Genomic DNA, 24,907 nt, shown 5'->3' with positions numbered 1-24,907 from the left:
TTTGGGTTTGTACTCGTTATCATCCTGGGCCCATGGCCCAGCTACCTCCCATTTTTTATAGCAGGCAACGTCATTATCCGGGAATGGTACCTTCCGTTTCTACTGCCCGTTTGCCAGGCATCATGGCCCGGCTGGGTTGCTTCTTCATTCCAAACAAGGGACCGAGCAACCCAATTCTGCGGATAAGTCCCTCGTAAAGAAGAAAACATCCGGCAAAGGTCAATCCGCAAATCGCGATAAATTTGACCCAGCTTGGAAGGGCCAGTGGCAAAACCAGAGCAGCTACCGCATACAAGACCACCATGTGGAGGATATAGACCGGGTAGGCCGCCTGACTCAAGTACCTTAGCAATCTACTGGGTCGGTTCAGGTAGCAGTAGCCCAGACCAAAGATGCCAAAAATCCAGCAATTGGACTCCAGAGCCAAAGCATATCCGGGCAGCTTGGTTTCAAAAAAGATGAGCCGGATCAGGTAAGAGGTCAGGGCCACTCCAAGGTATAGCCATTTCCATTGGCCTACCGTTTGCCAGAAAGCTTTTCCACTGTAGACGAATAGAAAGCCAAAGAAAAAGGCCAGAAATCCCAGGAAAAACCCATGCCAGGTCAAGGCATACATCTCAAATACGGCCGGTCGAAGAAGGAGCGCCTCCAGGACAAAAAAGACCGAAATGCCCAACAGGCCGATCGGATGGCCCGTGACAGCAGACAGTCCCTTCCTGAACACCCGTAGCGACTTTCTCTTCAGCAGAAAGAAAAGAGGGGTCAACACCAATACATAGACAAAGATATTTCCTAGAAACCACAGGTGACCCGGATGCGGATAATACTGCAGCGGCAAGGTATAATGATACTGGAAAACAACGGCGTGCAGCGGCGCGATGGCAAACACACCAAACACAAAAGGTAGAAGAATTCTTTTCGAACGGTCTATTACCAATTGCCAGCCATTTCTTCTCCGGATAGCAAAATAGACACCCATCCCGGACACGTAAAACAGGAAGGGTATGCGCCACACGTTCAACAGGGACATCGGTTTCCACAGCCCCTCCATCGGTTCGTTACTTCCGATAAACCCGATAAAGCTGGCCCAGGGCTGAAACACAATCGCTATGTGGTAAATCAGCAGCAAGGCGATGGCCACTACCCGCAGCCAATCAATATCGTATCTTCTTTCGGTTTCCATTTCCTTCATCCTATCGTTATTGTAGCATCATGGCAACGACGGGCCGGGTCTTTTCCAGTTCCCTTAGGTCCAATTGCAAGCCCAAGGGGCCCAATTGCGTTTGCATCAGTTCATATACCGGCTTGACGGCTTCAAATGGCCCCATGACGGTCTCCCTTGGCGTAGCTCCGTATTCGTTTCGAAGGGATTTATCTGCTTCCGCATCCAGCAATGGCTGAACCGTTTCCACACGGCAGAAAAAAGCAGCCACATGCAAGGCCGTGGACCCATCGTTATTTTTAGCGGATAGGTCCGCACCCGCGTCAATCAATTGCCGGGCGATCTCGGTTTTTCCAAAGGTGATCGCGGAGATCAGGGGCGTGGCTCCGCCAAGCGGCTCCTTTATATTGATATCAGACCCTGCGTCAATGTGCTGCCGAACTACATCTACATTTCCTTCCAGTACCGCGGCATGGATATCCATATCCGGTATTTCTATCCCATTTTCATTTTTCCTTTCAGCAGATGGGGAACAGCCGAACGACAAGGCGAGTACCAAGCCCATACAGACAAAGGCATTGATTCTTTTCGTTTTCATTGATTTGTATTTTTTTGGTTGAAATTTTACTTGCTACAAAGCTCGTCGAAGTGTCGAAAACCGGTGTAAGCGGCATGTTGCCAAAAGCATTAAATTTGCAGCGCGCATAAAAATTATGGTGCAAGAATATAAATTATGACGCATCAGCGCGTTTTCCGGAAAGGAAAGGGCTGTTTTCCATCCCTGCGTATTGTCGGAATTATTTGTAAATTCGTTCGTAAAAGCATCCTCATGTCCGACCTATCCATTTCCGGTGAAGCATTTATCGATGCCGTAGAGGCCATTGTCCTGGACAATGTTTCGCGGGAAGGCTTCGGGGTGTCCGAACTGGCGGAAGCGATGCACATGAGCCGATCCAACCTGCTCCGGAAAATCAGGAAATACACCCATCTTTCCGCCAGTCAGTACATCCGGCTGGTGCGTTTGAAAAAGGGAATGGAATTGCTGAACCAAACTTCGTTGACCGTTTCAGAGATTTCCTTTGAGGTAGGCTTTGGCAGCACTTCCTATCTTATCAAATGCTTTCGGGAGCAGTACGGCCATGCGCCCGGTGAAGCCAGAAAAGCGGGTCAGAAAGTCCCTGCCCGCTTGCCTATCCTAAAAAAATACCGGATGCCTTTTTTGGCAGCCTTAGTGGTCCTGGCGCTTGCCGGAGCCTTTTTTTTGGTAAAAAACCTGCTGCTGTACAGCGAGAAGCCACTGGAGAAGTCCATAGCCGTTTTGCCCTTTAAAAACGAAAGCAGCGATTCCTCCAACCTGTATTTTGTCAATGGGTTGATGGAATCCGCCTTGAGTAAACTACAAAAGATCGAAGACTTGCGGGTGGTGAGTCGAACCTCGGTAGAACAATTCCGGAACACCGACCTGCCGGTTCCGCAAATCGCCGAAACCCTTCAGGTCAGCTATATCCTGGAAGGTAGCGGGCAGCGGATTGGGGATCGGATAGTACTAACCGTCCAATTGGTGGAGGCGGAAACCGATCAACCGGTTTGGGCGGGACAATACAACCGGCAAGTGGGGGACATTTTTGCCTTGCAAAACGAAATTGCCGGCGAAATCACCGATGCCATCAAAGTAGTGGTGACGCCTGCTGAACTGGAACGCATCGAAAAGCAGCCTACGGACAACCTCATTGCGTACGATTATTACTTGCAGGCCCTAGAACATATGAATGAACAAAATCGGGAGGGGCTGCTTGCGGCCATTCCCCTGCTCGAGAAGGCAACGGAGGAAGACCCGCAGTTCGCATTGGCTTACGCCAACCTGGCCATTGCGTACTATTACCTCGACATCTATCAGATTGAGAAACAGTACACGGACCGCATCAACAACTACGCCGACAAGGCGCTCCTGTATGACGCTAAATCTGCCGAAAGCCTGATCGCCAAAGCGCTTTACTACCTGCATGCAAAGGAGTTTCGTCTGGCCCTGCCTCACCTGGAAAAAGCATTGGAATACAATCCCAACTCCTCTTCCGTAGTACAGTTGCTTGCGGACTTTTACGCTCGCATTACGCCCAATACTGCCCGGTATCTGGAATACGCCCTGAAAGGCGTTCAATTGGACGTGGGCGGACAAGACTCGGTCACAAAAAGCTATACCTACCTGCACCTAAGCAATGCGCTTATTCAAACCGGCTTTGTGGACGAATCCATCCGGTATATTAACCGGTCATTGGCATTTAATCCGGACAATGAATACGCCCCCTTCCTGCATGCCTATATTCTGTATGCCAAAGATCGGAACATGGAGCGCACCACGGACAGGCTGTTGCAGGAATGGCAACGAGATAGCAGTAGGCTGGACATCCTTCAGGAAGTGGCCAAAATGCATTATTTTCAGGAAGACTATGCCAACGCCTTTGTCTATTACGAGCAGTTTGTTACCGAAAGGGAAAGACAAGGACTGGGCATTTACCCCCAGGAGGATATCAAAATCGGGCTGGTGTACGAGAAAATGGGCTACCCCGAGCGTGCGGGGGAATTTTTCGATGCCTATGCCCGATACTGCGAGGAGGACCAGTCCATTTACAAAAGCGCCAGCATGGCTGTATTGCACGCACGTGAAGGCAAAATAGAAGAGGCCATGGAGCAATTACGTATTTTTTCCAACCAGGACAATTACCAATATTGGATCCTCTTATTTTTCGAAAAAGATCCGCTCATCGCCCCCCTCAAGGATCATCCGGAATTTGAGACCCTGATGCAGCGGATACAGGATCGGTTTTGGGAAAACCATGCAACACTCAAAAAATCACTGGATGCCAAAGGATTGATTTGATGGCAGGCGTGTTTTAGTTTTTTTTAGCCCCATATCTCCGGACGACTGATTTTCATCGTTCGTAAATACGAAAGGAACTGTCCTGCGTGTACCGATTCGTGGTAACCAATCCGTAGTAGATAGGCTCCAAGAATTTTTTCCTCACCATTTCCAGGGTGAACGATTTTGGTTTGGGTTAATTCCGTATCCGAAAATTGGCCAACCGTTTTTAAAAACGCATTTCTATGGGGTTCGGCAAATTCAAGTTCATCGGCAACGCTGCTAAATGGTCGATTTTTCCAGGGTGTTTGGTAGTTTATCATACACTCGTTTCTGATGATACGATTCCATCCATAATCGGCTTCCAACACGTGCCTAACCATTTCCAGGGCAGTCATGGCTTTCTCGTCGGGTTTCCAATGATAATGGCTCTCCGGAAGACCATTCCAAAGCTTAATGCTTCTTTTCCTTATTTCTGCAAAATGTAACAGTATCAGTTCAGATTGAGTCATTTTCTTCGTTTACGGGAATGCCGTTTCGCATTACAGCCATCTCCTACGCAAGAATCATCGCTTTGCTTGGTGCGGTGGGCGTATGGGGACATGATTTCATCCATCAATTAGCTCAGCCAGTTGTTCTTGGGTTCGTTTACGAGCCGTCTTGATCATAGACCAATAAGCTCCCGTTTACGCTCATAGTCAAACCGGTCTCTTCGCGCTGTCCCACCCTAGCCTATTAGCGAATCCTGCGCCTCGTCTAAACCATGTACTTTCACTCCCATTCGTTTTCACCCATCGCATTCGAGTCCAATCGGCATCAATTTTCGTCTTCAAATTAATCATTTCGGATGAAAATCGCTTGCTTTTTTTGCCGTTTCCTTTGGAGGCACCGATTTTAGACGAATAACCGCCAGGGCATCACCCTCTTTTAGCCATTCCGCTGCGCATTTTCGATGGAGATCTCTTGGGAGCCGGTCCGGATCCACTACTGCCCGGAAACTACCCCTATCCGGCCTGCGGATGATTACCCTTCGTATCGTAGCCGCTTCCGGCCGCAAAAAAGACCCGCTCTTCCAAAGGCACGGACTCAGACATGCTGGTCGATCAAAATCACATTTCCATCCGGGTCCAGCATGGTGATGCTGGCGGGACCCGATGTGGTCTCATCCGCTTCTGCCTGCAGTACCACGCCTTTTCCCTTGAGGTGTTGCTGTATTTTTCGTACGTCGTCATACTTCTCGAGTTCGCGTGCGTTCGCATCCCATCCTGGATTGAAGGTCAGGATGTTGTTTTCAAACATCCCTTGAAACAAACCAATCAGCGAATCTTCGTTTTTCATGATCAGGTAATTTTTCTCCAGCTCGCCGGCGAATACCTCGAAGCCCAACTTCTCGTAAAATTCCTTGGAACGGCGAATGTCCTTTACGGCAAGGCTTACCGAAAAGGCTCCTAATTTGATCTGGTTTTCCATGTTTTTTTTATTTTTTCCTGGACGGATTGTCGCTTATTTCGCTATGCCTGCCGTCGATGGACAGCCCCGGCAGTTGCATCCACCCAAGTACTGGTGCGGAGGCAGGGTCTTTCCCGGCTATCGGGCCCCTCGGCATTTCCATTCATAATTTAAGGAATTCTGGTACAAAATGGCGCAGTTTGCGGGATAAAATGCGGGGAAAGAAACGAGCCTTGCTGGATTCGAAGCGCATTACTAAGGTCTTGCGTATTCGATCAATTCCTCCACGTAAAAAAAATCACCCTGGGATTGGGTCAGTTTAATGAAATTTTTAACCGCAGGTGCATACAACCAAACCTCCTCTTCATGGGCATTGTACCCTCTGGAATTGGTGGTTCTTCCGGTGTATTTTATGGTGTATGCCATGAATGTTCCCGCCGCTACCGTTTCTTCCTGGTAACTCAATACCTCTGCCTCCTGACGTTGGCTTCCTGTTGTTCCATCCTGGCTGGTCCAGTTGTTTTCATATTTCCAGGTTTTACCCACTTCCAACGGCCAGTCGTACTTCGGTGTATCGCTAGCATCGGGCCTGACAATATCCGTAACAGGAACGGTATCATTTCCTATGGTCATGCCTAAAACGCCATCCATAGTGACTATTTCTCTGGTATCTTCGCCATCCGAGCGGACTTCTCCCTCCGTGGTAATGCCCTTGTATTTCCAAACCCATTTTTCACCGAGCTTGTAATCGGCAAGCGTTGGTTGCCGGGAGATATCAGATGGCAATGAACGGCTACAGGAACCCATCATTACCAATGCCAAACATAATAGGATGTAACTTTTCATTTTTTGATCTATTTTGAATGTGTTTACTACGCCCTACACCCTTTTTTTGTGTGTTCAGGCGGTTTTGACGATGGTGTACATGGGTTCCCCGCTCGCTTACTGAGGCCGAGAATGGATGCTAACCAGGGTATGGCTAGTTATTTTTTCGGATGATCTTAACCATTCTATTGTTGATTATTTCTGACAGGTTCCAATTGTAAAGCTTAGGATCCGTTGTGCTGTAGAAGGCAACAATTACGGTATCTATATCCTTATGATAGGCTGCAAAACTCTGGTAGCCCGGAACCCAGCCTCCATGTTCGTACTCGTAAATGGAAGCGTATAGTTCCTGTTCTCCGGGTTCAAAAAATGATCCCTCGTTCAAGGCCCTCAGAAAAACACCCACATCTGCTGCCGTGGCGTGCATCCCGTGATCATTTGTCTTGAGATCAGGCGCGTATCCTACATGGTAGCCACTCATTACATCGGCTATATTTACTTCTTTCAGCGATGGGTAGGTGTTTCTGAGCTTAAGGGGGTCTAAAATTTCCTCACGGATAAACTCAAAGTTGCCATACCCCAGCACATCGTCCATGATCTTGTTGATCAACAGGTAATTGGTGTTGCAATATTCATAGTCTTCACCGGGTTCAAAGTTGGCCGGTTTTCCCAGTATCAATGCTAGGCTTTCTTCGTAGGATTCGGTGGGAGAAGCCCAGAAACCCGGTGCATCTGTAAAATTGGGAATTCCGCTCCTGTGCTGAATCATCAACCTTAGCGTGATTTTATCTGCATGCTGGATTTTCCCTTTAAGCTCCGGCAGGTACTCTGCTAGGGTTTTATCAAGAGAAAGCCGTCCATCACCTACCAGTTTTGTGACGGCTACTGCATCATACAGCTTGCTGATACTCGCAATTTTAAACAGCGCATCGGGCTTGGCCGGTGTTTTGGATTCCCGGTTGTGCCAGCCAGCCGCATACTGCTGCGGTGCCTTGCCCCCCTGGTCGATATAGACGATCATCCCGTCAAACCCATGAGCAATTGCCTGCTCCAACTGTTCCGGAATGGTATCGGGCAGTGGAAGGATCCAGGCTTTTACCAACAGCCAGGGAACAAAGAAGAGCGAGGCGATTGATCCAAGGATCAGGACGACTCTCAGCACTTGTTTGGTATATTTCTTTTTCATGATTCGGCAAGTTAAGACGCTTCTTTGTTTTTATCCGGTTCCACAGCCCGATCTACAGGTCGACATTTTCCATTTATTTTTTGCCAGTAAATCATACCGGCGGACCTTTCGGTCTATACCTTAGGCTGAGTCGCTGTCTTTTTGCTGCAGGGAATACCCTAGTGCAGCACCAATGGCAATTCCCAGAGAAATGCCAATCGCAAGGTTGCCCATGGCAATACCTATGGCTGCGCCAAGGGCCGTTCCCATCGCAATTCCCACTGCAATGTATTTTGTTTCCTTCTTTTCCATAATTTTCTGATAAATGATGATCCATCCCGATGAAGCCAAAAGTGCTATTCAGCAGGGGTTCAACTTAGGCTACAGCCAGGACCACGTTTCCTCGCTTGTGCCCCTGTTCCACGTATTTGTGCGCTTCTGCTAGTTGCTCCAGGGGATAGCTTCGATCGAGAATGCCTTTCAAATTCCCGGCTTCAATAATCCCGAGAAGTACCTCAAGCAGGCGCTTCGTTTCTTTCAGGGGCAACGCTCCGGTAGCCGAAAACTTCGCCTTTTTCTTCCCGAAAAGCGAAGTGCGCATCGTATCACCCAACAAGGGCATCCCCAGAACAGGCGAGGCATACACTCCATTCTCTGTCAATGCATGGCGGCATTCCGAAAAAGACCGCGCCCCAACGGTATCGTAGATCAGATCGTAGGCATTGCTGTTCCCGGTAAAGTCCTCCCTGGTGTAATCGATCACCTGATCCGCTCCCAATTCTTTAACCAGGTGGATGTTCCGGTTGCTGCAAACACCGGTTACCTCGGCACCAAAATGCTTCGCAAGTTGAATGGCTGCGGTCCCTAATGAACCTGAAGCCCCATTGATGAGCACCTTTTGTCCTGCCTTAATAGTACCCAGGTTGAGGAGGAAATTAAGGGAGGTGATGCCGCCATCACACATGCCTGCCGCTTCTTCAAAGCTGAGATTATCCGGCAGCTGGGCGACTATTCCGGCTTCAGGGACGGTTACGTATTCCGCATAGGTGCCCATGGTGTCGATGTTCTCACCAAACACTCTATCGCCTACCTTGAATTGGGAAACCTCTGAACCTACTGACGCTACAATACCGGCGAAACCTGTCCCCCAGATTGGGTTTTTCGGCTTCAGGAGGCCGAGCATCAAACGGCCGATATAGGGCCTTCCCGTACGCATCATGACGTCTGCTCTAGCTACCGATGAAGCGTGAATGCTAACCAGGATCTCGTTTGGCCTGGCAATTGGCGGTGCTACGTTATCCAATTTAAATACTTCCGGGGAGCCGTAGCCCGTTGTGATGATCGCTTTCATGATTGACGTGTTTTGGTGACTAACAGAACAAAGATGCGGGAAAAAAGCTGCGCAGGTGTTCGCAATCTCAGGAATAGGTTCGGAATTACATATCCGTACCAAAGAAAGAGGGTAACCCGAAATTAAGGATTCAAAAACTGCCTCAACACCAGGAACGCTTCCAGCTACTGCCCGCCAACCGGGAAACGTATAAAAAGAAGGGCCGAACGCGAGCATTCCCGGCGTAGAATACTGGCTAAATCGAATCAATTGACCGGAGGGATACACGGCTTGAATTCCATGTCCCGACGCGTGTTTCGTCAATTCTAAAAGGTATTCCGTCTCACATAGTGTCGCTTGATGGTTTGGTTGCTATCGGATATCCCCGTCATCCGGAGTTCTTTTTCATTGACCGTTACCCGCCAGCTTTCGACCGTTCCATTTTCCTGGTGAGGAAGCAGGGTGACTTCTGGTTTATGCCCGTGAATATGCCAATACCCGGTCCATCTGTTTCCCTCCGGCGTAAAATTAAGATAGATCCGGTCCCAGCGGATGAATAGTTTGTGCGTATTCTCCGGATCGAAATCCCCTAAAATGGATGTTTCATTTTCGGTGATTTCCACCAATTCCCAAATGCCTTTCAGGTAGTCGGCAGGCGACCGGGGCAGCTCTTCAATCGGCACTAAAGATACCTCAACTTGCATCCCTTCCTCCGCTCGTTGCCAGCGCATGTTTGTTCCATGAAACGATACGGAAAAACCTCCGAATTCGTCCGCTAAAGCTAAGGGATCGGTGGCCGAGTAGCGATTGTTTTCTGCGTCATACTTCCACCGCCCACTTCCGTTTTGCAGCCAGCCATTTCCGACTTGATAGGTGCCATCCGCGTTGATCCGGGTCCACTTTGCCACCGGGGTCATGTTTTCCTCACCAACCGTTACTTTTTCTACCGACCAGAGACCCAGCATCCGTTCCCGTTGAGCGGGAGCGGTAAAGGAAACAAGGATTAAGGTCAGTATTGCCAGGCTTTTCAGTTCTGTCTTCATGGTCTTCTCATTACAATTTTGGTAATTTTTTGAGCGAGATGCATTTCATTCGTTCGGTTTCCTACATTGCTTAAGAAGCTGATCACGTATGCTCCCTGGTTGATATTGATAAGCATGGCTTTGTAGCCATCCGTGCTGCCTCCGTGAATGATGTAGGGTGTATCGATGCCTAAATCACCCATCTTACTTTTGTTTTCTTTATCAACTAGGACCCAGCCGTAGCCATAGCTGACATCTTTACTGATGCCGGCCAGATGGTTTTGCTGTATCAATTCCAAGGATGCTGCTGTCAGCCAACCGGGGTTGTCCATCACCCGAGCCCAACGGCTCAGATCAGCAGCGGTAGAGAATATCCTCCTGCTCAGGCTCAGGTCGATGAACGGGTTTTCCAGCCATTCCCCGGTGGACGCTTGGTAGGTATAGGCTTGTGCCAGTCGAGGGATCAGGCGTTCGTTGAGCCCCTCTGACACCGTGTGTCTCAGGCCTAATGGCTCGGTGAGTTTTTCTTTGAGCAGCTCTGCAAACGGTTTGGAATAGGTATCGGCCAGGATGATTGCCAGCAGGTGGTAGGCGAAATTGCTGTAATGAAACTGCTTTCCCGGTTCGCCGATCGGTGCGAGCCGACTGATGAAATCAACGTAGGCGGCATCGGTAAATCGCGAGCGTTTGAATTTAAGGAAATTATCCTGCCTCAAGTCTTCCGCTACCCCGTCATAATCGGCTAAACCGGCAGTATGCGTCAGCAGCTGGTGCAAGGTGATGTCCGCATGAAAGTGACCCCGATAGGAAAACCCGGAAAGCAAAGCCACCAGACGGTCATCAAGCCTTAGCCGCTCTTCTTCCACTGCTTTTACGGCCAGGGCCGCAATCATCGATTTATTTACCGAAGCGATATCAAGTTTTACCTCTTTATCGAAAGGAATGCCCCAACTTCGATCGGCCAGACCCCAATAGCTCTCATAGATACTCTCCCCGTATTGCGTGATGACCACGCCACCATGAAAGAGGTCCTGCTCAAAATGGCTTTGGAAAAGAGAGTCAAGTTGTTGGGAAGTGGTAGGCATTCCGCCATGCAGCGAGCGGTTGCCTTCCTGCCGACAGCCGATCAGCATCGCAATCCCGGATATACAGAACAGGTAGAATAGCTTTTTCATGAAATTTTCATTTTCAGTAAAGATGTGCGCTGTAAACCTGATTTGGCGAGTGAAAGGGCGGCTTAGGGATAAAAAGCGCCTATTTGTGACGAATAAAAATCAGTCCTTGAGAAACTGTTGCCGATAGGGTTTGGATACGGGTACAGCGGTCCCTTGGACCTCCAGAAAAAGTTTTTCTTTGACTTGTTTCACGGCCTGTATGTTGGGGCGATTGACCAGGTAACTTCGATGCGTACGCAAGATTTCGGGGTAAGCGCTCAGCTCTTGTTCCAGGGCTTTCAGCGGTTTGCGAATAAGGTGTTGTTTGGCCTTTCCGTCTGAGATGTAAGCAATGGTAATGTAGTTTTCCGAGGAGTTGGCATAGAGAAAGTACCGAAGCTTCAGTCGCAACCGATCTTTCCCGTTTTCCGATTGAAAGGTGAGGAAAGGGATCGTCGGCGTTTGGGGAATGGCAATCCGCTTAAGTACCAAATAAAAGAAAACCGGCAGGCCCATCATTAAAGGAAACTCCTTCATGATCAGTCCATAGGATCGCAGGGTCCATTCCTGCCAATTCCAGAAGAAATTAAATAAGAGAAAAATAAGATGGCTTCCCAGTACCACCAAACTCAGGTACCAGAGAAGGAAATGGTGAGGCCGGGTAAGCGTCAATTTTGGCTGGATCCAGCCTTCAAAAGCGGTCAGGTACACAAAGGTCAACAAGCCAAAACTGATGCTTCGAAAAAGATGGGTATGGCCCGAATAAGACAATCCTTGCTGTATACCGTATGCTCCGAAAAAATACAAAAAATAAAACACCGAAAAGCCGGAAATAAGGCCAAAAATTGCGGGAAAGAGCCTGGGAACAAAGCCCATTCCGAAGCTCCTTTTTACAAATGCAAAATGCTCCTTGCTCATCTTCAGTCATTTTTACGCGGATGGTTTGCCACAAAAAGATTTACAAAAGACAATATAGGGACTTGCGGGGCTTGTTCAAACAAGCGACTCGTAATGCGGCCTTGCCTTTTCATGCCACAGGTTTATTGACTGAACCCGAAACTTGAAATAGGGGGTTTACCTAAAACCGGTTAAACATGATCTTTCAAAGTCGCACGGTTCGAACCGATATGACTGGCACAAAACGAAGCGTTTTAGGTCCGGATAGGCTTCAGTAAATTGGCACAGAATGAACCGGAATCAATGGCAGGCAAAAACCGGAACGGGTGGCATAAAATTTATCACCATCTTGCACTTAGCTTTTGGTGGCAAACCGTGCATTTTATCTTTCCCATCCTTGAATTTTCATATATGCCTGTAAGTCGAATTTTGATAGGCCTTGATTATATCCGGGCCTGGAGGGATGTCGAGGATGTAGGCTCTTTGTTAGATCGCCTATTTTAATCCAATTAATATTGTGATTTGATGTTACCCCAACTAGATCATTGAGACACATCAAGAGGTAGCTGCGTATTTTAATATTTCCACCCCATGCCGCTAAAAATGAGGCTGATTTTATGTTTTTTAGCACTGACTGAATTTGAGTTATATTCTCTTGGTGAAGCTCTCTTTTAATCTCTTTATGTAGTGCTTCCGGATAAAGTGTCCTTTGAGCGTAAAGGTTAAGCATCATGAAGCTATCATAATTGTTTCGAATTGCAAATCCATGAACTTTTTTAATTGTATGATCAGGGGTTTCATCATTAGCCTTGTTGGGATTAAGCCCAATCACGAACAAAGGGTTTGATCCCTTCGTAGAGAGAACAAAACGATTCAAACTATCACCCTCGTATATATCAACGTTGTAGTCCATTTTGAATGTTTGCAAACATCCCAACACAGCTCTGTTTTGGAGCTAAGTTGCGTGTATGGGTACGATAAGCAAAACACCTTACCCGTTTTCGCTTTTAAATTAAGAAATTCGGAGGCAAAAACCAGCGGCCCGGTACCCTTTTGCACAGAAAACAGGAAAACATAGCTCCCAATCCTCTAAATGGAACCCTTCTCACCGGCTCTCCATCCATGCCCCCAACATACTACCTCCCCGGGCCCAGAACCGTCCTTTCCACGGCCACGGAATCGATTTTTTCCCGGGAATAGTACAGGGGAAAATACTCATCCCTGGCCCAGGATTCGAATAAATTGGCGTAAAAAGGACTGTCGGGATCGCCGGACTGACCGGGGGCATTGCTGGCCTGCGTGGCGTCCCAGTCTCCCGTGTTCACAATGATCCGAAAGGAAGCACCGGAACTTTGCCGCTTGTTGCTCCCCGTGGAGCCGGGGGTGTAGGCATTGCCGCCCCGCGGCAAAGGTCCCAAATTTAGTTGGGCCTTTACCTGCTCATTCCCAATTGCTCCCAGGCTGTGGACCAGGTACACGTGCTTGAAGCGCTCCTGCCCGTACTGCCAGGCATCCCGGTTCGCTCCCAGGTTTTCCTCCAGGTCGGCCAATCCCTGCGCAAAGGCCTCTGCCAGCAGGCGGTCCCGGCCTGCCTCCGGATCAGGGCCAAAGCGTCCGTCCGGAGCAGCGATCCAGTCCAGGATTTTCTTCAATTGGATCCGGCCGATGGCCTCTCTTCCGACTTCCGGCACCAGGCGTTCGCTAGCCAGCCGCAGCAGCGCATCTTCAAAGGCCACGTAAATGGCGGCCGGAATGGAGTTGGGGTCCAGCCTATGGTCCCAGCCCCGCAGCCGGTCCCGGTCGGCTGCCGCCTTGCCGGAAAGGGAAAGATCCAGCAGGTAAGGTACCAGCAGCCGGGCGGGAATGCTGAGGTAGTCTACCTGCAGTGCTTTCATGTCTTCCATGGTGACGGCATTCTTCGCTTCCAGTACTTCCTCCACCCGATCGCCGCGAAAGGGATCCGACCAGGAAAAGCCGATCGCCTCCCAATGGGTATAGTCGGCAGGCGTCACGTTTTGATTGGCGGTAGCAACGTAGCCTTCCGGGGGATTGACGGTATGGGGCTTTTGGGGAATGGGCAGGTAGCCCTCCCACTCGTAGCTCCCGTCTCCCGGTACGGGCACCAGGCCGCTGAAATTCCGCCGAATGGGCGCGATGCCCACGGCCTGCCAGCCAATGGTACCGTCCTTGTCTGCCCAGACCATGTTCTCCCCCGGAATATGACTGTAGGCACAGGCCTCCCGAAACTCTTCCCAGCTTTTTGCCTGGTCCATGCGCAGGGAAGCCAGGTAGGGAGCACCTCCGGGTTCCAGCCAGGCACAGCGTACCGCATAGGCTCTGTGGTGCACGGAGTCTACATAGGTCACCGGTCCGTGACAGGTGTAGCGCAGGCTAACTTCCTGATCCTCCTGGCCCTTTACCGGGATGGTCTCGGTAAGGATCTCCATGTCCTCCCAGGCCCCATCGTAGCGGTATTGGTTGGGATTCTCCGGATTCAGCTCGTACACGTACAGGTCTTCCCCGTCCGTCCGAAACACGGTGAGTCCCCAGGCCCCGTAGCCGTTATGGCCGATGGAAATGCCGGGGATCTCGGGTTCCCCTCCCCCGATTACATCCCATCCGGGGGCATTCAGATGCACCATGTAGCGCAGCGAGGGAACGGCGATGGTCCGGTGCGGATCGTTGGCCATGTAGGGATGCCCGCTGGCGGTACGCGAACCGTCTACCACCCAGTTGTTGCTGCCCAGGGAAAAAGGCGCCTCCTCCGCAAGACCCGCGGTTTCTTCCGCGCTGCCCATCTCCGGATCACGGTAGTCGGGCAGGATATCGGCAGGCCGGAAGGAAAGGGGGGTTCGGTAGGCCTTGTACAGGGCCAGAACATTGGCAAACAACCCTTCCGGCTCAATCTGCGGATCCAGGGCAATATCGGGGTTTTTGGGATGAAACCACTTCAGGTCTTTGACCTGCGCTTCACCCAGGCGCGCCACGGCCCGCCCCAGGTTCAGTTCCTCTTCTATATTTCCCAGCAGCCCCTGATGCCGGGATATCACCACCTCGGATGTCCATTTTTCCGGCAGGATCCCAAGCATCCGGAAAGGCAGGGGAAGCGCATCGGGTCTGGACCGGATTTCCTCAATGTAAGCATTGACCCCCTCCGTATAGGCCCTAATGATGGCTTCGCCTTCGGGATGGTAGTGATTCATTTCCTCCTGCATGTCTCCGCGAAAACGAAACAGCCGGGTGCCGATGTCCCGCTGCAATTCGGCGGGTCCCAGGATCTCGGCTACCGTGCCGGTGGCCTGCCTTCTCCAGATCTCAAATTGAAAAAGCCGGTCTTTGGCGGCGGCATATCCCTGGGCAAAAAACAAATCGTGTTGGTTCTTGGCGTAGATGTGATTGACGCCCCATGGATCGCGGAGGATTTCTACGGGTTCCTGCAGGCCGGGAAGGGAGATCCCCTCGGTAGGGTTGGATTCGCAGGCCCAAAGAAGGGGCAGGAAGAAGGCAAGGGCAAGGACTCTCATGAGTTTTTTGGTTGGTGCGGTGAACGAAAGAGGGGAAAAACGAGCGAACAGGGACGCCTGACCAAGCCCTTCCGCAAAGAACTGTCCTTTGGCGGGGATCGACCGGAATACTTCTTCTGCGCTAAGGGGAGCCCATTCCCAGGGCAATATACTTCGGGAGGATGCGCCACCCATTTTTCCCTGCATTCAATATACGGCAAAAATACGGATTGCCCAATGCCAGCCGGTACCGGGTTCAAGGGGTACCGGGAACTACCTAGCGCAAGGTTTTCAGGAATTGCAAATAGGATTCGCCGCGGGTTTCTGCCAACTGGTCAAAGGTAAACAGGCCCAGGCCCATCATCAGCAGTCCAAACCCCAGGCCCCGCAGCCATTCATCGCGCCAAAAGACCAGCATCCCTACCAAACCGATCAGAACGATTCCGGATTCGACTCGTTTGATCGTACGGAAGTTTTTCATCACCTGCTCCATGCGGGGAATCTCCTCCCCGGCTATTCCCCGGGAGCTTTCGGTCGATAAGGCTTGCACCCGTTGGATATCTTTCGGAACCCTGAGTACGACCGCGATACAAATCAGCAGCAGCAACAGCGCCAGGGGCAGGGCGGCCTGGGCCATGCCTTTCAGGAAGGGTCTTTCCTGAAACATAAAAAATACTGCGGTACCGATGACGAGCACGGAGAATACGGCCCCCGCCAGGCATTGCTGTTTTTCTTCCAGGAAATACGCGGCTACATTATCCATTTTTTTCAGCTTTTTTTATGGCGAAGATCAGAAGCACTCCAAGAAAGTAATGGGAGGCAATCGCCACCACCACCGTGGTTTTGGCCAGCCTGGTCTGGAATATCCCTTCTGCTTCCAGCAGCCACCACATCAGCCAATCCATGGTGGCACTTGCCAGTTGGTAAAAGGCAAGGCCCCTGGCCACACCCAAATGAGGTTTTTTTCGAAATATCCAGGCAAAATAGCCCATGGTACCCAGGGACAGGCCGATCAATTTGGCGATCCAATGCCCGTCTGGCCCCAGATTCCAGCCGGTGGCAAGGGGTATGAGCGAAGGGGGCAGCATCGCTGCGGCGAAATAGAAGAATTCCAAAACGGCGACCGCCGTGAATAGAAATTTTAAATCCAGTAGTTTTTTCATCGATGGATGGTGGGGTAGAAAGTCAAGATATCACCTATCTTTGCGGGTCACAAGTATAGTGTATGGTCTATACTTTAAATAAATTTTCATTGAACCATGTTGATAAGTGAATTAGCCAAGCGAACCGGCGTCAGCATTCATACGCTGCGGTACTATGAAAACTACGGGCTGTTTGCCGGCAAAGCCGACGAGACGGTAACCACGAATAACTACAAGCAATACGATGAGGGTATCGTGGAGAGGATCGAACTGATCAGGGAAGCAAAGCAAATTGGCTTTACCTTAGCCGAAATAAAGGACTTGCTGGAAGACTGGTTCAGCGATCGGCTACCGCAAGAAAAGAAGGAGGCCGTTTTGAGGGCAAAGATCAACGAAATCGATCGCAGGATTGACCAATTGAAAGAAGTCAGAAAACTGCTACTAGCGGGCATCGAAGACGTTAAAAACGGTAAATGCTAACCGGCAATCGCTAGGTATTTTGCCCCAGATCACAAGCAGAGCCCTGCCAACCCTGGGTCCTGTTACCGTTCCCATGCACCGATTCACCGGCAGGGAAAGGGCTACCTGAAAAAGGACCGCTACGAGGGATCGCCTTGGCAGCAGGTCTTTTCAGGGGAGCTCGTAGCTTTTGAAAAACTCCCACATTAACGAACTTGCGTCAACATGCCTGGTAACCGGCATCGTTGCGAAAGCTTGTCCTCCCGGCCAGGTATGGCCCCCGTCCCGACTGACATACAGGTCAATTTGAACATCGGTATCGCAGTCCGAGTACCTGAAAAAGTCGTAGGTAGCTGAATCGGCAAAAACAGTCTGTTTGATGCGGTTGCACTTGTAGTCCTTTGCTATCAGCATCAGTGTTGAATCGACCGATGGAAATGTAAAGGTAATGAACGAGGCGTCAGAAAAACCTCCGAAATAGGGAGCCGTTGCATCTTGATAGGAATGGAAATGGATGATCGGGACTTTTCTAACCGGATTAAATGGAAAATCCTGCAGCACGCCGGCAACAGCCGATACCGCCGCAAAAGTATGGGGGTACCGGTTCGCCAGGGCATAGGCCAACTGCCCCCCATTTGAAAATCCGGTTGCGTACACTTTTTTGTTATCAATGGATAGATCCTGGTTTAATTTTTCTAGGAGTGAAACGATAAACCCAGCATCGTCTGTTCCGAGCAAGGTCGCCGAGGGGCAACAGTCTCCCGCATTCCAGGTCCTGAAACCCAATCGTTTCAGGCCTTCCGGATAGACAACAATAAAGTTTTCTGCATCAGAAAGTTCAGACAATCCTGACTGAGCTTCAATGCCCTCGTAACCCAGTGCACCACCCCCGTGCATCGCAAAAATCAGCGGGTAGGAAACACTGGGACGATAATTTTCAGGCAAATGAACAAAGAAGGTTCTCTCGATCCCGTCAAAAATCATTGAATCATGATACGCCAAGGCAAGGGCGGGATCGGCAGTAGAACCCTCCTCTGCTAGGCTGCAAGCCAGGAACGTAAAAATCGCTGCCAGGTATAAAAATTTCTTCATTTGAATTTCGTTTCAATCGTTGCCTGCGGCCATAGAAGGTACGAACTATTGACAGCGAATCCCAGGGTACCGAACGGAATATTTTTTAGGTCCTCTGCTTTCTTTTTCAGCCATCCCCCCACATGTGCTGCAGCCAGTGCAATCACCTTTGTTTTTTCTGTCAACTTCCCGGCAATTTTTCACCCCTGGCAGCCAGCTGGGCGAGTTGTTCGATTCTTTTTTGCCTGGTTTTTTCGGTCCGGGCCAGTTTGAGCCATCTCAATACAAACCGTTTGCTGGAGGGATTGATTCCATCAAAAAAGGCGGTCGCCCCCGGGTGCCTTGCGAGCCCATCGGACAGGTCCTGGGGAACAATCAATTGATCTACGTCCTGCATGAAGTCCCAAAGTCCGTTTGCTTTGGAGCTTTCAATGGCTTTTAACCCCGATTCGTGCATTTTTCCGGCTGCAATAAGTTTTGCTGCCCGCTCTTTGTACGTTCCTGCCCAATGTTCCACCTTTCTTTTGGCGATCAATTGCATGGTCCGTTGTGCGTCCAGTTTTCGCCGGATGCCATCGATCCATCCGAAGCAAAGCAGCTCATCGAGCACTTCTTCTCTCGAAACGTAGCGTTGCGGCTCGCCTTTCTTCCAGGTGACCAGCCAGACGCTCTGCGGTTGCCGGTGATGCTGCATCAGCCAGGACCGGAGTTCTTCCGGAGAAGAAACCTCCACTTTTTCGAAATTTTCGGTTTTCGTCATTTTCTTTTTGTGCAAATCGATGCCAGATTACAAACGGTAGGTCAGGCAAGACGTCAAATTCTAGGTATTAGTAATTCAATCTTTCCCAACAGATAGCATCTGTCTGCATTAAATTCAGCATTAAAACTTTAAAATTCGAGAGTGACAGGCAAATGATCGCTGAAATAGAGCCACTGCGATTGTTCACCTACCAAAATCTTTGATTTGTTTGTTAGGAAACTCTTGGATAAGTAAAAATAGTCTATATGGTAGGGCTTATCGGTATTTCGTTGTAGAAAAAACGTCGGTTTTTTTTCGTGTCCCGGTGGTTCTTTCGTCAATTGGTGATAAGCACTGACTACTCCTATCGCTTCCAGTTGATTAGAGCAATCCGAGTGGTTCCACCATCGATCCCATTTATCCCAAATAACATTGCTGTTAAAATCGCCTGCAATAATGATGTTCTCGAAATTATCCTTATTGATTTGAAGGTATTTCCAGAATTGCCCGATGTATCCGAATGTTGGTGAGTTGTTATGATGTGTCCAAACGGCCAGCAGCTGAATTTCTTTATTCACCAAACAAGGAAGGAAGTGTTTTACCGAGTGATCTTCATATTGATCGCTCCAGTTCAACGGTTCGAGCGTATAAGAATGAGAAGCAAAAATTCCAATTCCCTTATTTTTATTTTCGCCAGCCCACAGGTGGTTCTCAGACCATTTACGGTAAGACTTGTCGTTAGACCGCAACGGGTCCTCGCATTCTTGTATCAGGTAAATGTCAGCATCTAGGGTTGAAATCTCATGGAATTTCTTTCTCAATGCGCCATTGCAATTCCATGTCACCAATTTCATTTAGAAAACGTTTTTAGTTTTAGATGGCTTTATTGGATTCAAATTCTTTTAATGTAATTCCGCTGTTCAATTTCCACTCCGTAAGTCCATTTGCATTTCTACCCATTACCATCACTGCAGCGGTTGATGGACTAGAAAAAACGTAATCTTCTGAAAACTCAAGCCAGTTTTCGTTTCTTACCAATATACCGTTTTCGATGAGCTGCTCACGCAGTCTCTTGAAATTGTCCGTCATGGAAGGTACAATTGAATTTGCTGCTTTCGAGCCCAGAAAGACTACAAAGCCGTCCGAAGTGGGTTCTCCTTTCGCATCCGCTCCCCTGGCTGCTTTGATGAAAAAGGTCTCTGATGCCTCCTGTCTTGGGGTTTTAAGTTCTCTTTTGACCTCGAACACCTTGTGCCCGAGCGTATTGATAAGCGTTTTGATATTCTCAATGAACTCCTCCATTTCCGCCCTATCTGATTCAGCAATTGAGGATTGGGTGGGTATTGTGGCATTTTCAATATGGTATCTGTTTACAATCTTCGCCAATTCAAAAAGCCTGTTTTCAAGGTACTTTATATGGGCTTTATTCAAATTTTCATCCTTACTAATAAACACAATGGCTTCGTTCCAAAAGTCCTTCTGAGTTAGTTGCTGAATCAGTCGTTTGAAAACCGTTTCTGCTTCACCGATATATACCAGATCTTTACCGGTCTCATCTTTACCAAAAAGCAAATAAATGCCAGGGTTGAGCAGGTCGGGTCTATCCGAGCAATCCTTAATTTTTATTCGTGGAATCTTATATGCCTTTCCTGTCCAATTTGAAAGTTCACACGTCATTCTGCCGTTAGGTTCTCCGTCGATTAGAAAAAGCTTAATGGTTTTACCAAATTTCATAGTCTATTATCAACGTGTATATAAAGACCCTTATTTCAAGAATCATTTGGTTAGCTAAATTCTTGTATGCAAATCCAAGCCTAAATTAATCATTTCGTACAAAAATTCTCCTTACGTACTCTATTCTTTCATTAGCTTTTAAAGCCCATTCATACAACCGGTTCGTTACAGGGTTCGGGGGTTAATATGAAAGCCGATTGCTCCATCCCCGAAAATACCGGGCAGCCCTGGCAGCAGCGGTGCGGGGGAAAGATGCCGGTGCCGCTGCACCGGCTGCCGTTTCTGGAATCCATTTTTGCTGAACTGCCTCTAGCTGTTGCTTCGGTTGCTAGCTCCCCACTCTCTTCTCCTCTGCGGGTACACGGAGCGTATCGAAGGAATGGCGCTTTTGGTGGCCCGCATCCTGCCGGCCGCAGCAAAGAGCAGCAGCTGACGGTTTATTCCCTATCGAATTCGAATTGCCTGCCTTCTTCTTCTGCCTTCTTATCCATCCCGGCGCCGATGGCCATCCCGATGACCATTCCGATGGGGAGTCCGATCGCTAAAAAAGCCAGGTTGCCAAGGCTGGATCCCAATGTAACCCCCATGGGCAGCCCGAATAAGACCATTCCAAGTGCCAACCACTTATTGCGGTAATGGTTTTTCGGGACCAGGTGGTGTTTCTGTTCCATTCGCTGGATGAGGTAAATTTGAAGTTTTTTACTTGCTTTTTGCCAGGTCCGACCGGTGTCCGACACCGCGTTCATCCGATCAATTTCATCGTTTATTTCAACGATGGTTTCATCGGGCAATTCCTTTGCACGCAATGCCAACAGCAGTTTATCGAGGCGAGTGTACGCCGCATGGGTTTTCCTGTTTTCGGCAATGGCGGTTCGTTTTTTAAGGGCTTTAATTTCCATGGTTTTCTCTCGTAAAATTCGGGGAAGCGCAGGTTGCAACAGGCGAACAGCCTGTGCTCAAACCTGAAGCGGTCGCCTACCCCGGTTTTTCGTGAATGGGGTATGCATTTGCTCCCAAAAGTGCTCCTTCCCAACTCCCTCGGTTGCTTTTTTCGGATTTTCAACCCAATAGAACGACCGGTTTCGAACAGAATTCGATGCGCCATCTCCGGGTAATCCCTGCATTCGCAAGAAGAACAGCAACCCGTAGCGGATTCCGGTAGCAGGACAAGGAGCAGCTGCCAGGAAGCAATCAGGTCGTATCCCTGTACAGTTCACAGGTATTGGAATCCAATTCCAGCTGTAGGGTATGGTGATGAAAATCGTAGCCCTTCAAAGCCTCCAGTGCGCGCTGTCTTACCTGATCTACTTTGCCGTATTCTGAAATATTCTCCAATACAAGATGGGTCGTGAATACATGGCGGGTACCGTCGAGGGACCATACATGCATGTGATGAATCGACTGCACATGCGGCAGGGCCTTAAGTTTTGACCGGATCTCTTCCAGGTCGATTTTTGGAGGAACGCCCTGCAGCAGCAAATAAAGCGTGTCCCATAACCTGCGACCCACTCCATACAAGATAAAAAGGGTGACGCCGATTGACAGCGCGGGATCAAGAAAATACCAATCCCTAAATTGCAGGACAACGGAGACAATCAGCACGGCCAGCCAGCCCAACACATCCTCGAGCAAATGCCAGCTAATGACCTTTTCGTTTAAGGAGCTTGCTCCCCGGGTTCTCCATGCGGCATAGCCGTTGGCAGCCAGACCAATCACCGCTATCCCCATCATCCACAAGGACTGTACCGGCTCGGGATGCTGCAGCCTTCCCACCGCTTCAAGGAGGATGTACACCGAACCACCGATCAACACCAGCGCATTTACCAATGCTCCCAGCAAGCGAAAGCGCGCATACCCAAAGCTAAAGGTATCCGTTGCTCCTTTTCGCGAGGCCTTAGTTTCGAGATACCATGCCAGCCCCAGGGAAAGGGAGTCTCCGAAATCGTGCAAGGCATCCGAAACAATGGCTATGCTATTGGTAAGAAATCCACCGGCAATTTCCAGACAGGTAAATCCAAGGTTTATAAAAAAGGCGATTTTCAGGTTTTTTGTGCCCCCGGTTGGTTCGTGTGAATGGGCCATTGCTTACTTTTCTCTGGTTGAAATCCTTCTAGCACCCCTCTGGTGTTGGCACGGCAGCAATCACTCCCTGTAAAAACAGGTCCCGGTCGCCCCGGGCATAGTGGTCCCCTGCGAAGGCTAGACCATAAATACCCGTACGAAGCCTATCCGCACAGGAAGGAACCGGTGTAGGTTTTGGCTGCGCTGCCTCTTTCCCAAAACACAATCGCCGGGCTCACCGTTCCCGCAGCAAATACTCCCCGTAGCGCAGGACCGAGGGTAACAGGTTCTTTCGGTTCCGGGCACGATCGGTAAAGCCCTCCAACTGTTCCCGGGAAATGTGGCGCCCGCCTACCCAAACCCCCAGCGGTTTCCGAAGCGTGTTTGGATCTTTTAGCGGATTGCCTTCCACCAATACCAGGTTGGCCTTCTTGCCCACCTCTACCGTGCCGGTATTGGCCAGAAAGTCATGGGTTTTTGCCGGATTGACGGTGGCGGTTTGTAGCGCCTCAAAAGCACTCAGGCCGGCTTCCCGGTAAAAGGCCAGCTCCTGATGCATCGAAACGCCGGCCGGAGTGATGCCAATGCCGGCATCGGTACCGGCGACCAGGTTGACACCCGCCTCCTGCAATTTGCGAACGGCAAGCAGGTGAAAGCGGTGCTGCGCCAAAATCTTGCCTGCCAGCAGGGAATCGCCCCTTGCTGCCCCTGCCCAACGTTGGTACTGGGCCTCGCTGTCCACCATCCGGATGAGTGGATTCATGAAATTCAGTTCGGGGGCCTCCAGTATCCGTGCTTCGGTCAGCAGGCGGTAAATATTGTAATACACAACCAGCGTGGGACAGTGTGCGGCTGAGGGAAAGGAGGCGTAGTCCGCCACTACCCGATCCAAACCGGCGGTATCCAATTGGTAGTTCAGGGCCTGCTGCACGATGTCTTCGGTATGTTCCACGCTGACAATCTCGTCCCGCAGGTGTGCCGCATAGGGAAGGGCCGCCGAGGGATGGGCGGCGATGTCCAACTCCTGCATTCGGCACTCCTCCAAAATGGCCTCAAAAAGCTCCGGCGTCAATCCATTGTAGGTTTTGATAAAATCATAGCCCCGGGCCTTGTAGCTTGCCACCTTTTCCCGGGCCTGCGCTACAGAAACAAGCTGCAGGTTATCGTCTCCCGCGTAATCGGGCCCGGTCAGCTTTGGGCCGGAGGTATAGAAGTCCGGCGCCAGCAATTCGCCCTGCCTTATGGATTCCTTCAGGCGCAGGTGCATGGGCTGCCCCCAAAGGTTTCGGACAGAGGTTATCCCGTTGGCCAGGTACAATCCCAATTCCTGGGCATCCCAGACGTGCACGTGCATGTCCGTCATGCCGGGCATCAGGTACCCCTGTTCCCCGTCGATAACCGGGATCCCGGGCGCTTCCAGATCGGGAGCGATCGCGGCGATCTGCCCCTCCCGGACCAGCACCCGTTGGTCGGTGACTACCGCATCGGACGTCATGGGTACGATTTGTACGTTTTTGATGAGGTAATCGCGCTGCTGCCAGGCGGGATGCTCCGCTGTTTTCAGGTAGGAAAGGCTGCGTTGCTCCAGCAGGATCGCCGCCAGCAGCGTCAGTAAAACGACCTGCAGCAACCCAAACGCGATCCAGCTTACTCTTTTGACTCGTTTCATGACAGGCTGGCAACTGGTTGAGAAAAACGCCGACCGACACCTCGGTAAAGCAGCCAAAAGGCAAAGCCAATCTCGGAAAGCGCCATGGGTACGCTCGCCACCGTTTCCATCATTGAAATAGACTCCGCATGGCTGGGAAAGACCGTTCTGCCCAGGTGAATACCGGTATAGCAAGTACCTGCCACCAGCAATAACCCCCCAAAAAAAGAGGGCACGAACCGCGCGCGGAGGGTTAGGTAACCCAGCCCGAGCAGGTGAAACCCAAACAGGATCAATCCTTGGGACCAAACCGTTTCAAAACGCTGCAGCGCCCGCAGTACTTCGGCAGGAGGGGCAGCTGTTTCCATAAGGGCGAGCGCCTCCACCAAATGGGCAACTGCCGCCAGCAATACGAACGCATACACCACCCGGATCAGGGCAGTGAGCGACGAAAGGCGGGGATGGACTTCCCTCAGAAATCCATGCAAGCTGCCTGCTACCAGCAGGTCCAACAACACAATCGCTCCCCAGGCCCCAATTCCGTAGCGGAATAGCAAAGCCGAAGACTGCAGGTTGCGATAGGTTCCCTCCGGACTGCCTGAATCGATCAGACCCCCGTATACATGCCCGTAGGCGAAGCCCGCTGCCAGGGCCATGGCGATCAGTGATAGCCCGGATAAAAGGGCCAT

Annotated in this window: 26 protein-coding genes; 2 read left to right on the top strand and 24 right to left on the bottom strand. The window is 50.2% G+C overall.

The window, feature by feature from the left end; all coding sequences use genetic code 11:
- Nucleotides 1–73: 73 nt before the first annotated feature.
- Together ABWH99_RS05375 and ABWH99_RS05370 are read right to left on the bottom strand one after the other, a co-directional pair.
- A complete protein-coding gene (locus ABWH99_RS05375) occupies nt 74–1,183 on the bottom strand; it encodes an acyltransferase family protein (RefSeq protein ID WP_375585269.1) in 1,110 nt (369 codons plus the stop codon).
- Between the two features lie 16 nt (nt 1,184–1,199).
- Complete coding sequence (locus ABWH99_RS05370; protein WP_375585268.1) at nt 1,200–1,760, bottom strand: ankyrin repeat domain-containing protein; 561 nt, start codon at nt 1,758–1,760, stop codon at nt 1,200–1,202.
- Nucleotides 1,761–1,991: 231 nt separating this feature from the next.
- On the opposite strand from ABWH99_RS05370, the gene ABWH99_RS05365 reads away from it, so the two are divergent.
- Nucleotides 1,992–4,040 carry a helix-turn-helix domain-containing protein gene (locus tag ABWH99_RS05365; RefSeq protein WP_375585267.1) on the top strand — a complete coding sequence of 683 codons (2,049 nt, stop codon included), beginning with the start codon at nt 1,992–1,994 and terminating at the stop codon, nt 4,038–4,040.
- Between the two features lie 23 nt (nt 4,041–4,063).
- Here the strand turns inward: ABWH99_RS05365 and ABWH99_RS05360 are convergent, their stop codons facing one another.
- The 13 genes from ABWH99_RS05360 to ABWH99_RS05300 form a co-directional block, all read right to left on the bottom strand.
- The gene (locus tag ABWH99_RS05360) at nt 4,064–4,531 is read right to left on the bottom strand and encodes a DinB family protein (protein WP_375585266.1); all 468 of its coding nucleotides are present in this window, start codon (nt 4,529–4,531) and stop codon (nt 4,064–4,066) included.
- Nucleotides 4,532–5,105: 574 nt separating this feature from the next.
- Nucleotides 5,106–5,477 (bottom strand): VOC family protein, encoded by a 372-nt coding sequence (locus ABWH99_RS05355; RefSeq protein ID WP_375586545.1) that lies wholly within the window; start codon nt 5,475–5,477, stop codon nt 5,106–5,108.
- A gap of 246 nt (nt 5,478–5,723) precedes the next feature.
- Nucleotides 5,724–6,314 (bottom strand): hypothetical protein, encoded by a 591-nt coding sequence (locus ABWH99_RS05350; protein ID WP_375585265.1) that lies wholly within the window; start codon nt 6,312–6,314, stop codon nt 5,724–5,726.
- A gap of 133 nt (nt 6,315–6,447) precedes the next feature.
- Nucleotides 6,448–7,479, bottom strand: a complete 1,032-nt coding sequence (locus ABWH99_RS05345) for a serine hydrolase domain-containing protein (protein WP_375585264.1) — start codon at nt 7,477–7,479, stop codon at nt 6,448–6,450.
- 120 nt (nt 7,480–7,599) lie between these two features.
- Nucleotides 7,600–7,770, bottom strand: a complete 171-nt coding sequence (locus ABWH99_RS05340) for a hypothetical protein (protein WP_375585263.1) — start codon at nt 7,768–7,770, stop codon at nt 7,600–7,602.
- A 64-nt stretch (nt 7,771–7,834) separates the two neighbouring features.
- Nucleotides 7,835–8,809, bottom strand: coding sequence for an NAD(P)-dependent alcohol dehydrogenase (locus tag ABWH99_RS05335; RefSeq protein WP_375585262.1), 975 nt, complete (start codon nt 8,807–8,809; stop codon nt 7,835–7,837).
- Nucleotides 8,810–9,114: 305 nt separating this feature from the next.
- Nucleotides 9,115–9,831 carry a hypothetical protein gene (locus tag ABWH99_RS05330; protein ID WP_375585261.1) on the bottom strand — a complete coding sequence of 239 codons (717 nt, stop codon included), beginning with the start codon at nt 9,829–9,831 and terminating at the stop codon, nt 9,115–9,117.
- Nucleotides 9,828–10,985 carry a serine hydrolase domain-containing protein gene (locus ABWH99_RS05325; protein WP_375585260.1) on the bottom strand — a complete coding sequence of 386 codons (1,158 nt, stop codon included), beginning with the start codon at nt 10,983–10,985 and terminating at the stop codon, nt 9,828–9,830. The genes ABWH99_RS05330 and ABWH99_RS05325 overlap by 4 nt, the downstream gene beginning before the upstream one ends.
- A 99-nt stretch (nt 10,986–11,084) precedes the next feature.
- A complete protein-coding gene (locus ABWH99_RS05320; RefSeq protein ID WP_375585259.1) occupies nt 11,085–11,882 on the bottom strand; it encodes a LytTR family transcriptional regulator DNA-binding domain-containing protein in 798 nt (265 codons plus the stop codon).
- A 361-nt stretch (nt 11,883–12,243) separates the two neighbouring features.
- On the bottom strand, nt 12,244–12,774 hold the full coding sequence (locus ABWH99_RS05315) for a DUF1643 domain-containing protein (RefSeq protein ID WP_375585258.1): 531 nt from the start codon (nt 12,772–12,774) through the stop codon (nt 12,244–12,246).
- A 223-nt stretch (nt 12,775–12,997) separates the two neighbouring features.
- Nucleotides 12,998–15,571 carry a penicillin acylase family protein gene (locus tag ABWH99_RS05310; RefSeq protein WP_375585257.1) on the bottom strand — a complete coding sequence of 858 codons (2,574 nt, stop codon included), beginning with the start codon at nt 15,569–15,571 and terminating at the stop codon, nt 12,998–13,000.
- 70 nt (nt 15,572–15,641) lie between these two features.
- Nucleotides 15,642–16,127, bottom strand: a complete 486-nt coding sequence (locus tag ABWH99_RS05305; RefSeq protein ID WP_375585256.1) for a hypothetical protein — start codon at nt 16,125–16,127, stop codon at nt 15,642–15,644.
- Complete coding sequence (locus ABWH99_RS05300; RefSeq protein WP_375585255.1) at nt 16,120–16,527, bottom strand: hypothetical protein; 408 nt, start codon at nt 16,525–16,527, stop codon at nt 16,120–16,122. Before ABWH99_RS05300 ends, ABWH99_RS05305 begins: the two co-directional genes overlap by 8 nt.
- Nucleotides 16,528–16,623: 96 nt before the next feature.
- On the opposite strand from ABWH99_RS05300, the gene ABWH99_RS05295 reads away from it, so the two are divergent.
- Nucleotides 16,624–16,986 carry a MerR family transcriptional regulator gene (locus ABWH99_RS05295; RefSeq protein WP_375585254.1) on the top strand — a complete coding sequence of 121 codons (363 nt, stop codon included), beginning with the start codon at nt 16,624–16,626 and terminating at the stop codon, nt 16,984–16,986.
- Nucleotides 16,987–17,136: 150 nt separating this feature from the next.
- Here the strand turns inward: ABWH99_RS05295 and ABWH99_RS05290 are convergent, their stop codons facing one another.
- The 9 genes from ABWH99_RS05290 to ABWH99_RS05250 form a co-directional block, all read right to left on the bottom strand.
- Complete coding sequence (locus ABWH99_RS05290) at nt 17,137–18,057, bottom strand: alpha/beta hydrolase family esterase (RefSeq protein ID WP_375585253.1); 921 nt, start codon at nt 18,055–18,057, stop codon at nt 17,137–17,139.
- Nucleotides 18,054–18,221 (bottom strand): hypothetical protein, encoded by a 168-nt coding sequence (locus ABWH99_RS05285; protein ID WP_375585252.1) that lies wholly within the window; start codon nt 18,219–18,221, stop codon nt 18,054–18,056. The genes ABWH99_RS05290 and ABWH99_RS05285 overlap by 4 nt, the downstream gene beginning before the upstream one ends.
- Nucleotides 18,218–18,796, bottom strand: coding sequence for a YdeI family protein (locus tag ABWH99_RS05280; protein ID WP_375585251.1), 579 nt, complete (start codon nt 18,794–18,796; stop codon nt 18,218–18,220). The genes ABWH99_RS05285 and ABWH99_RS05280 overlap by 4 nt, the downstream gene beginning before the upstream one ends.
- Before the next feature lie 128 nt (nt 18,797–18,924).
- Complete coding sequence (locus ABWH99_RS05275; RefSeq protein ID WP_375585250.1) at nt 18,925–19,629, bottom strand: endonuclease/exonuclease/phosphatase family protein; 705 nt, start codon at nt 19,627–19,629, stop codon at nt 18,925–18,927.
- Nucleotides 19,630–19,648: 19 nt separating this feature from the next.
- A complete protein-coding gene (locus tag ABWH99_RS05270) occupies nt 19,649–20,509 on the bottom strand; it encodes a GIY-YIG nuclease family protein (RefSeq protein ID WP_375585249.1) in 861 nt (286 codons plus the stop codon).
- A 437-nt stretch (nt 20,510–20,946) separates the two neighbouring features.
- On the bottom strand, nt 20,947–21,408 hold the full coding sequence (locus ABWH99_RS05265) for a hypothetical protein (RefSeq protein WP_375585248.1): 462 nt from the start codon (nt 21,406–21,408) through the stop codon (nt 20,947–20,949).
- 292 nt (nt 21,409–21,700) lie between these two features.
- Nucleotides 21,701–22,591 (bottom strand): cation diffusion facilitator family transporter, encoded by an 891-nt coding sequence (locus ABWH99_RS05260; RefSeq protein ID WP_375585247.1) that lies wholly within the window; start codon nt 22,589–22,591, stop codon nt 21,701–21,703.
- A 214-nt stretch (nt 22,592–22,805) separates the two neighbouring features.
- A complete protein-coding gene (locus ABWH99_RS05255) occupies nt 22,806–24,239 on the bottom strand; it encodes an amidohydrolase family protein (RefSeq protein WP_375585246.1) in 1,434 nt (477 codons plus the stop codon).
- The gene (locus tag ABWH99_RS05250) at nt 24,236–24,907 is read right to left on the bottom strand and encodes a DUF4386 domain-containing protein (protein ID WP_375585245.1); all 672 of its coding nucleotides are present in this window, start codon (nt 24,905–24,907) and stop codon (nt 24,236–24,238) included. Before ABWH99_RS05250 ends, ABWH99_RS05255 begins: the two co-directional genes overlap by 4 nt.

Origin of the sequence: Cyclobacterium xiamenense (assembly GCF_042140265.1) — a bacterium.
Classification (GTDB): Bacteria; Bacteroidota; Bacteroidia; order Cytophagales; family Cyclobacteriaceae; genus Cyclobacterium; species Cyclobacterium xiamenense_A.
Note: the sequence above shows the minus strand (reverse complement) of the source record. Positions and strands in the feature narration are given on the sequence as shown.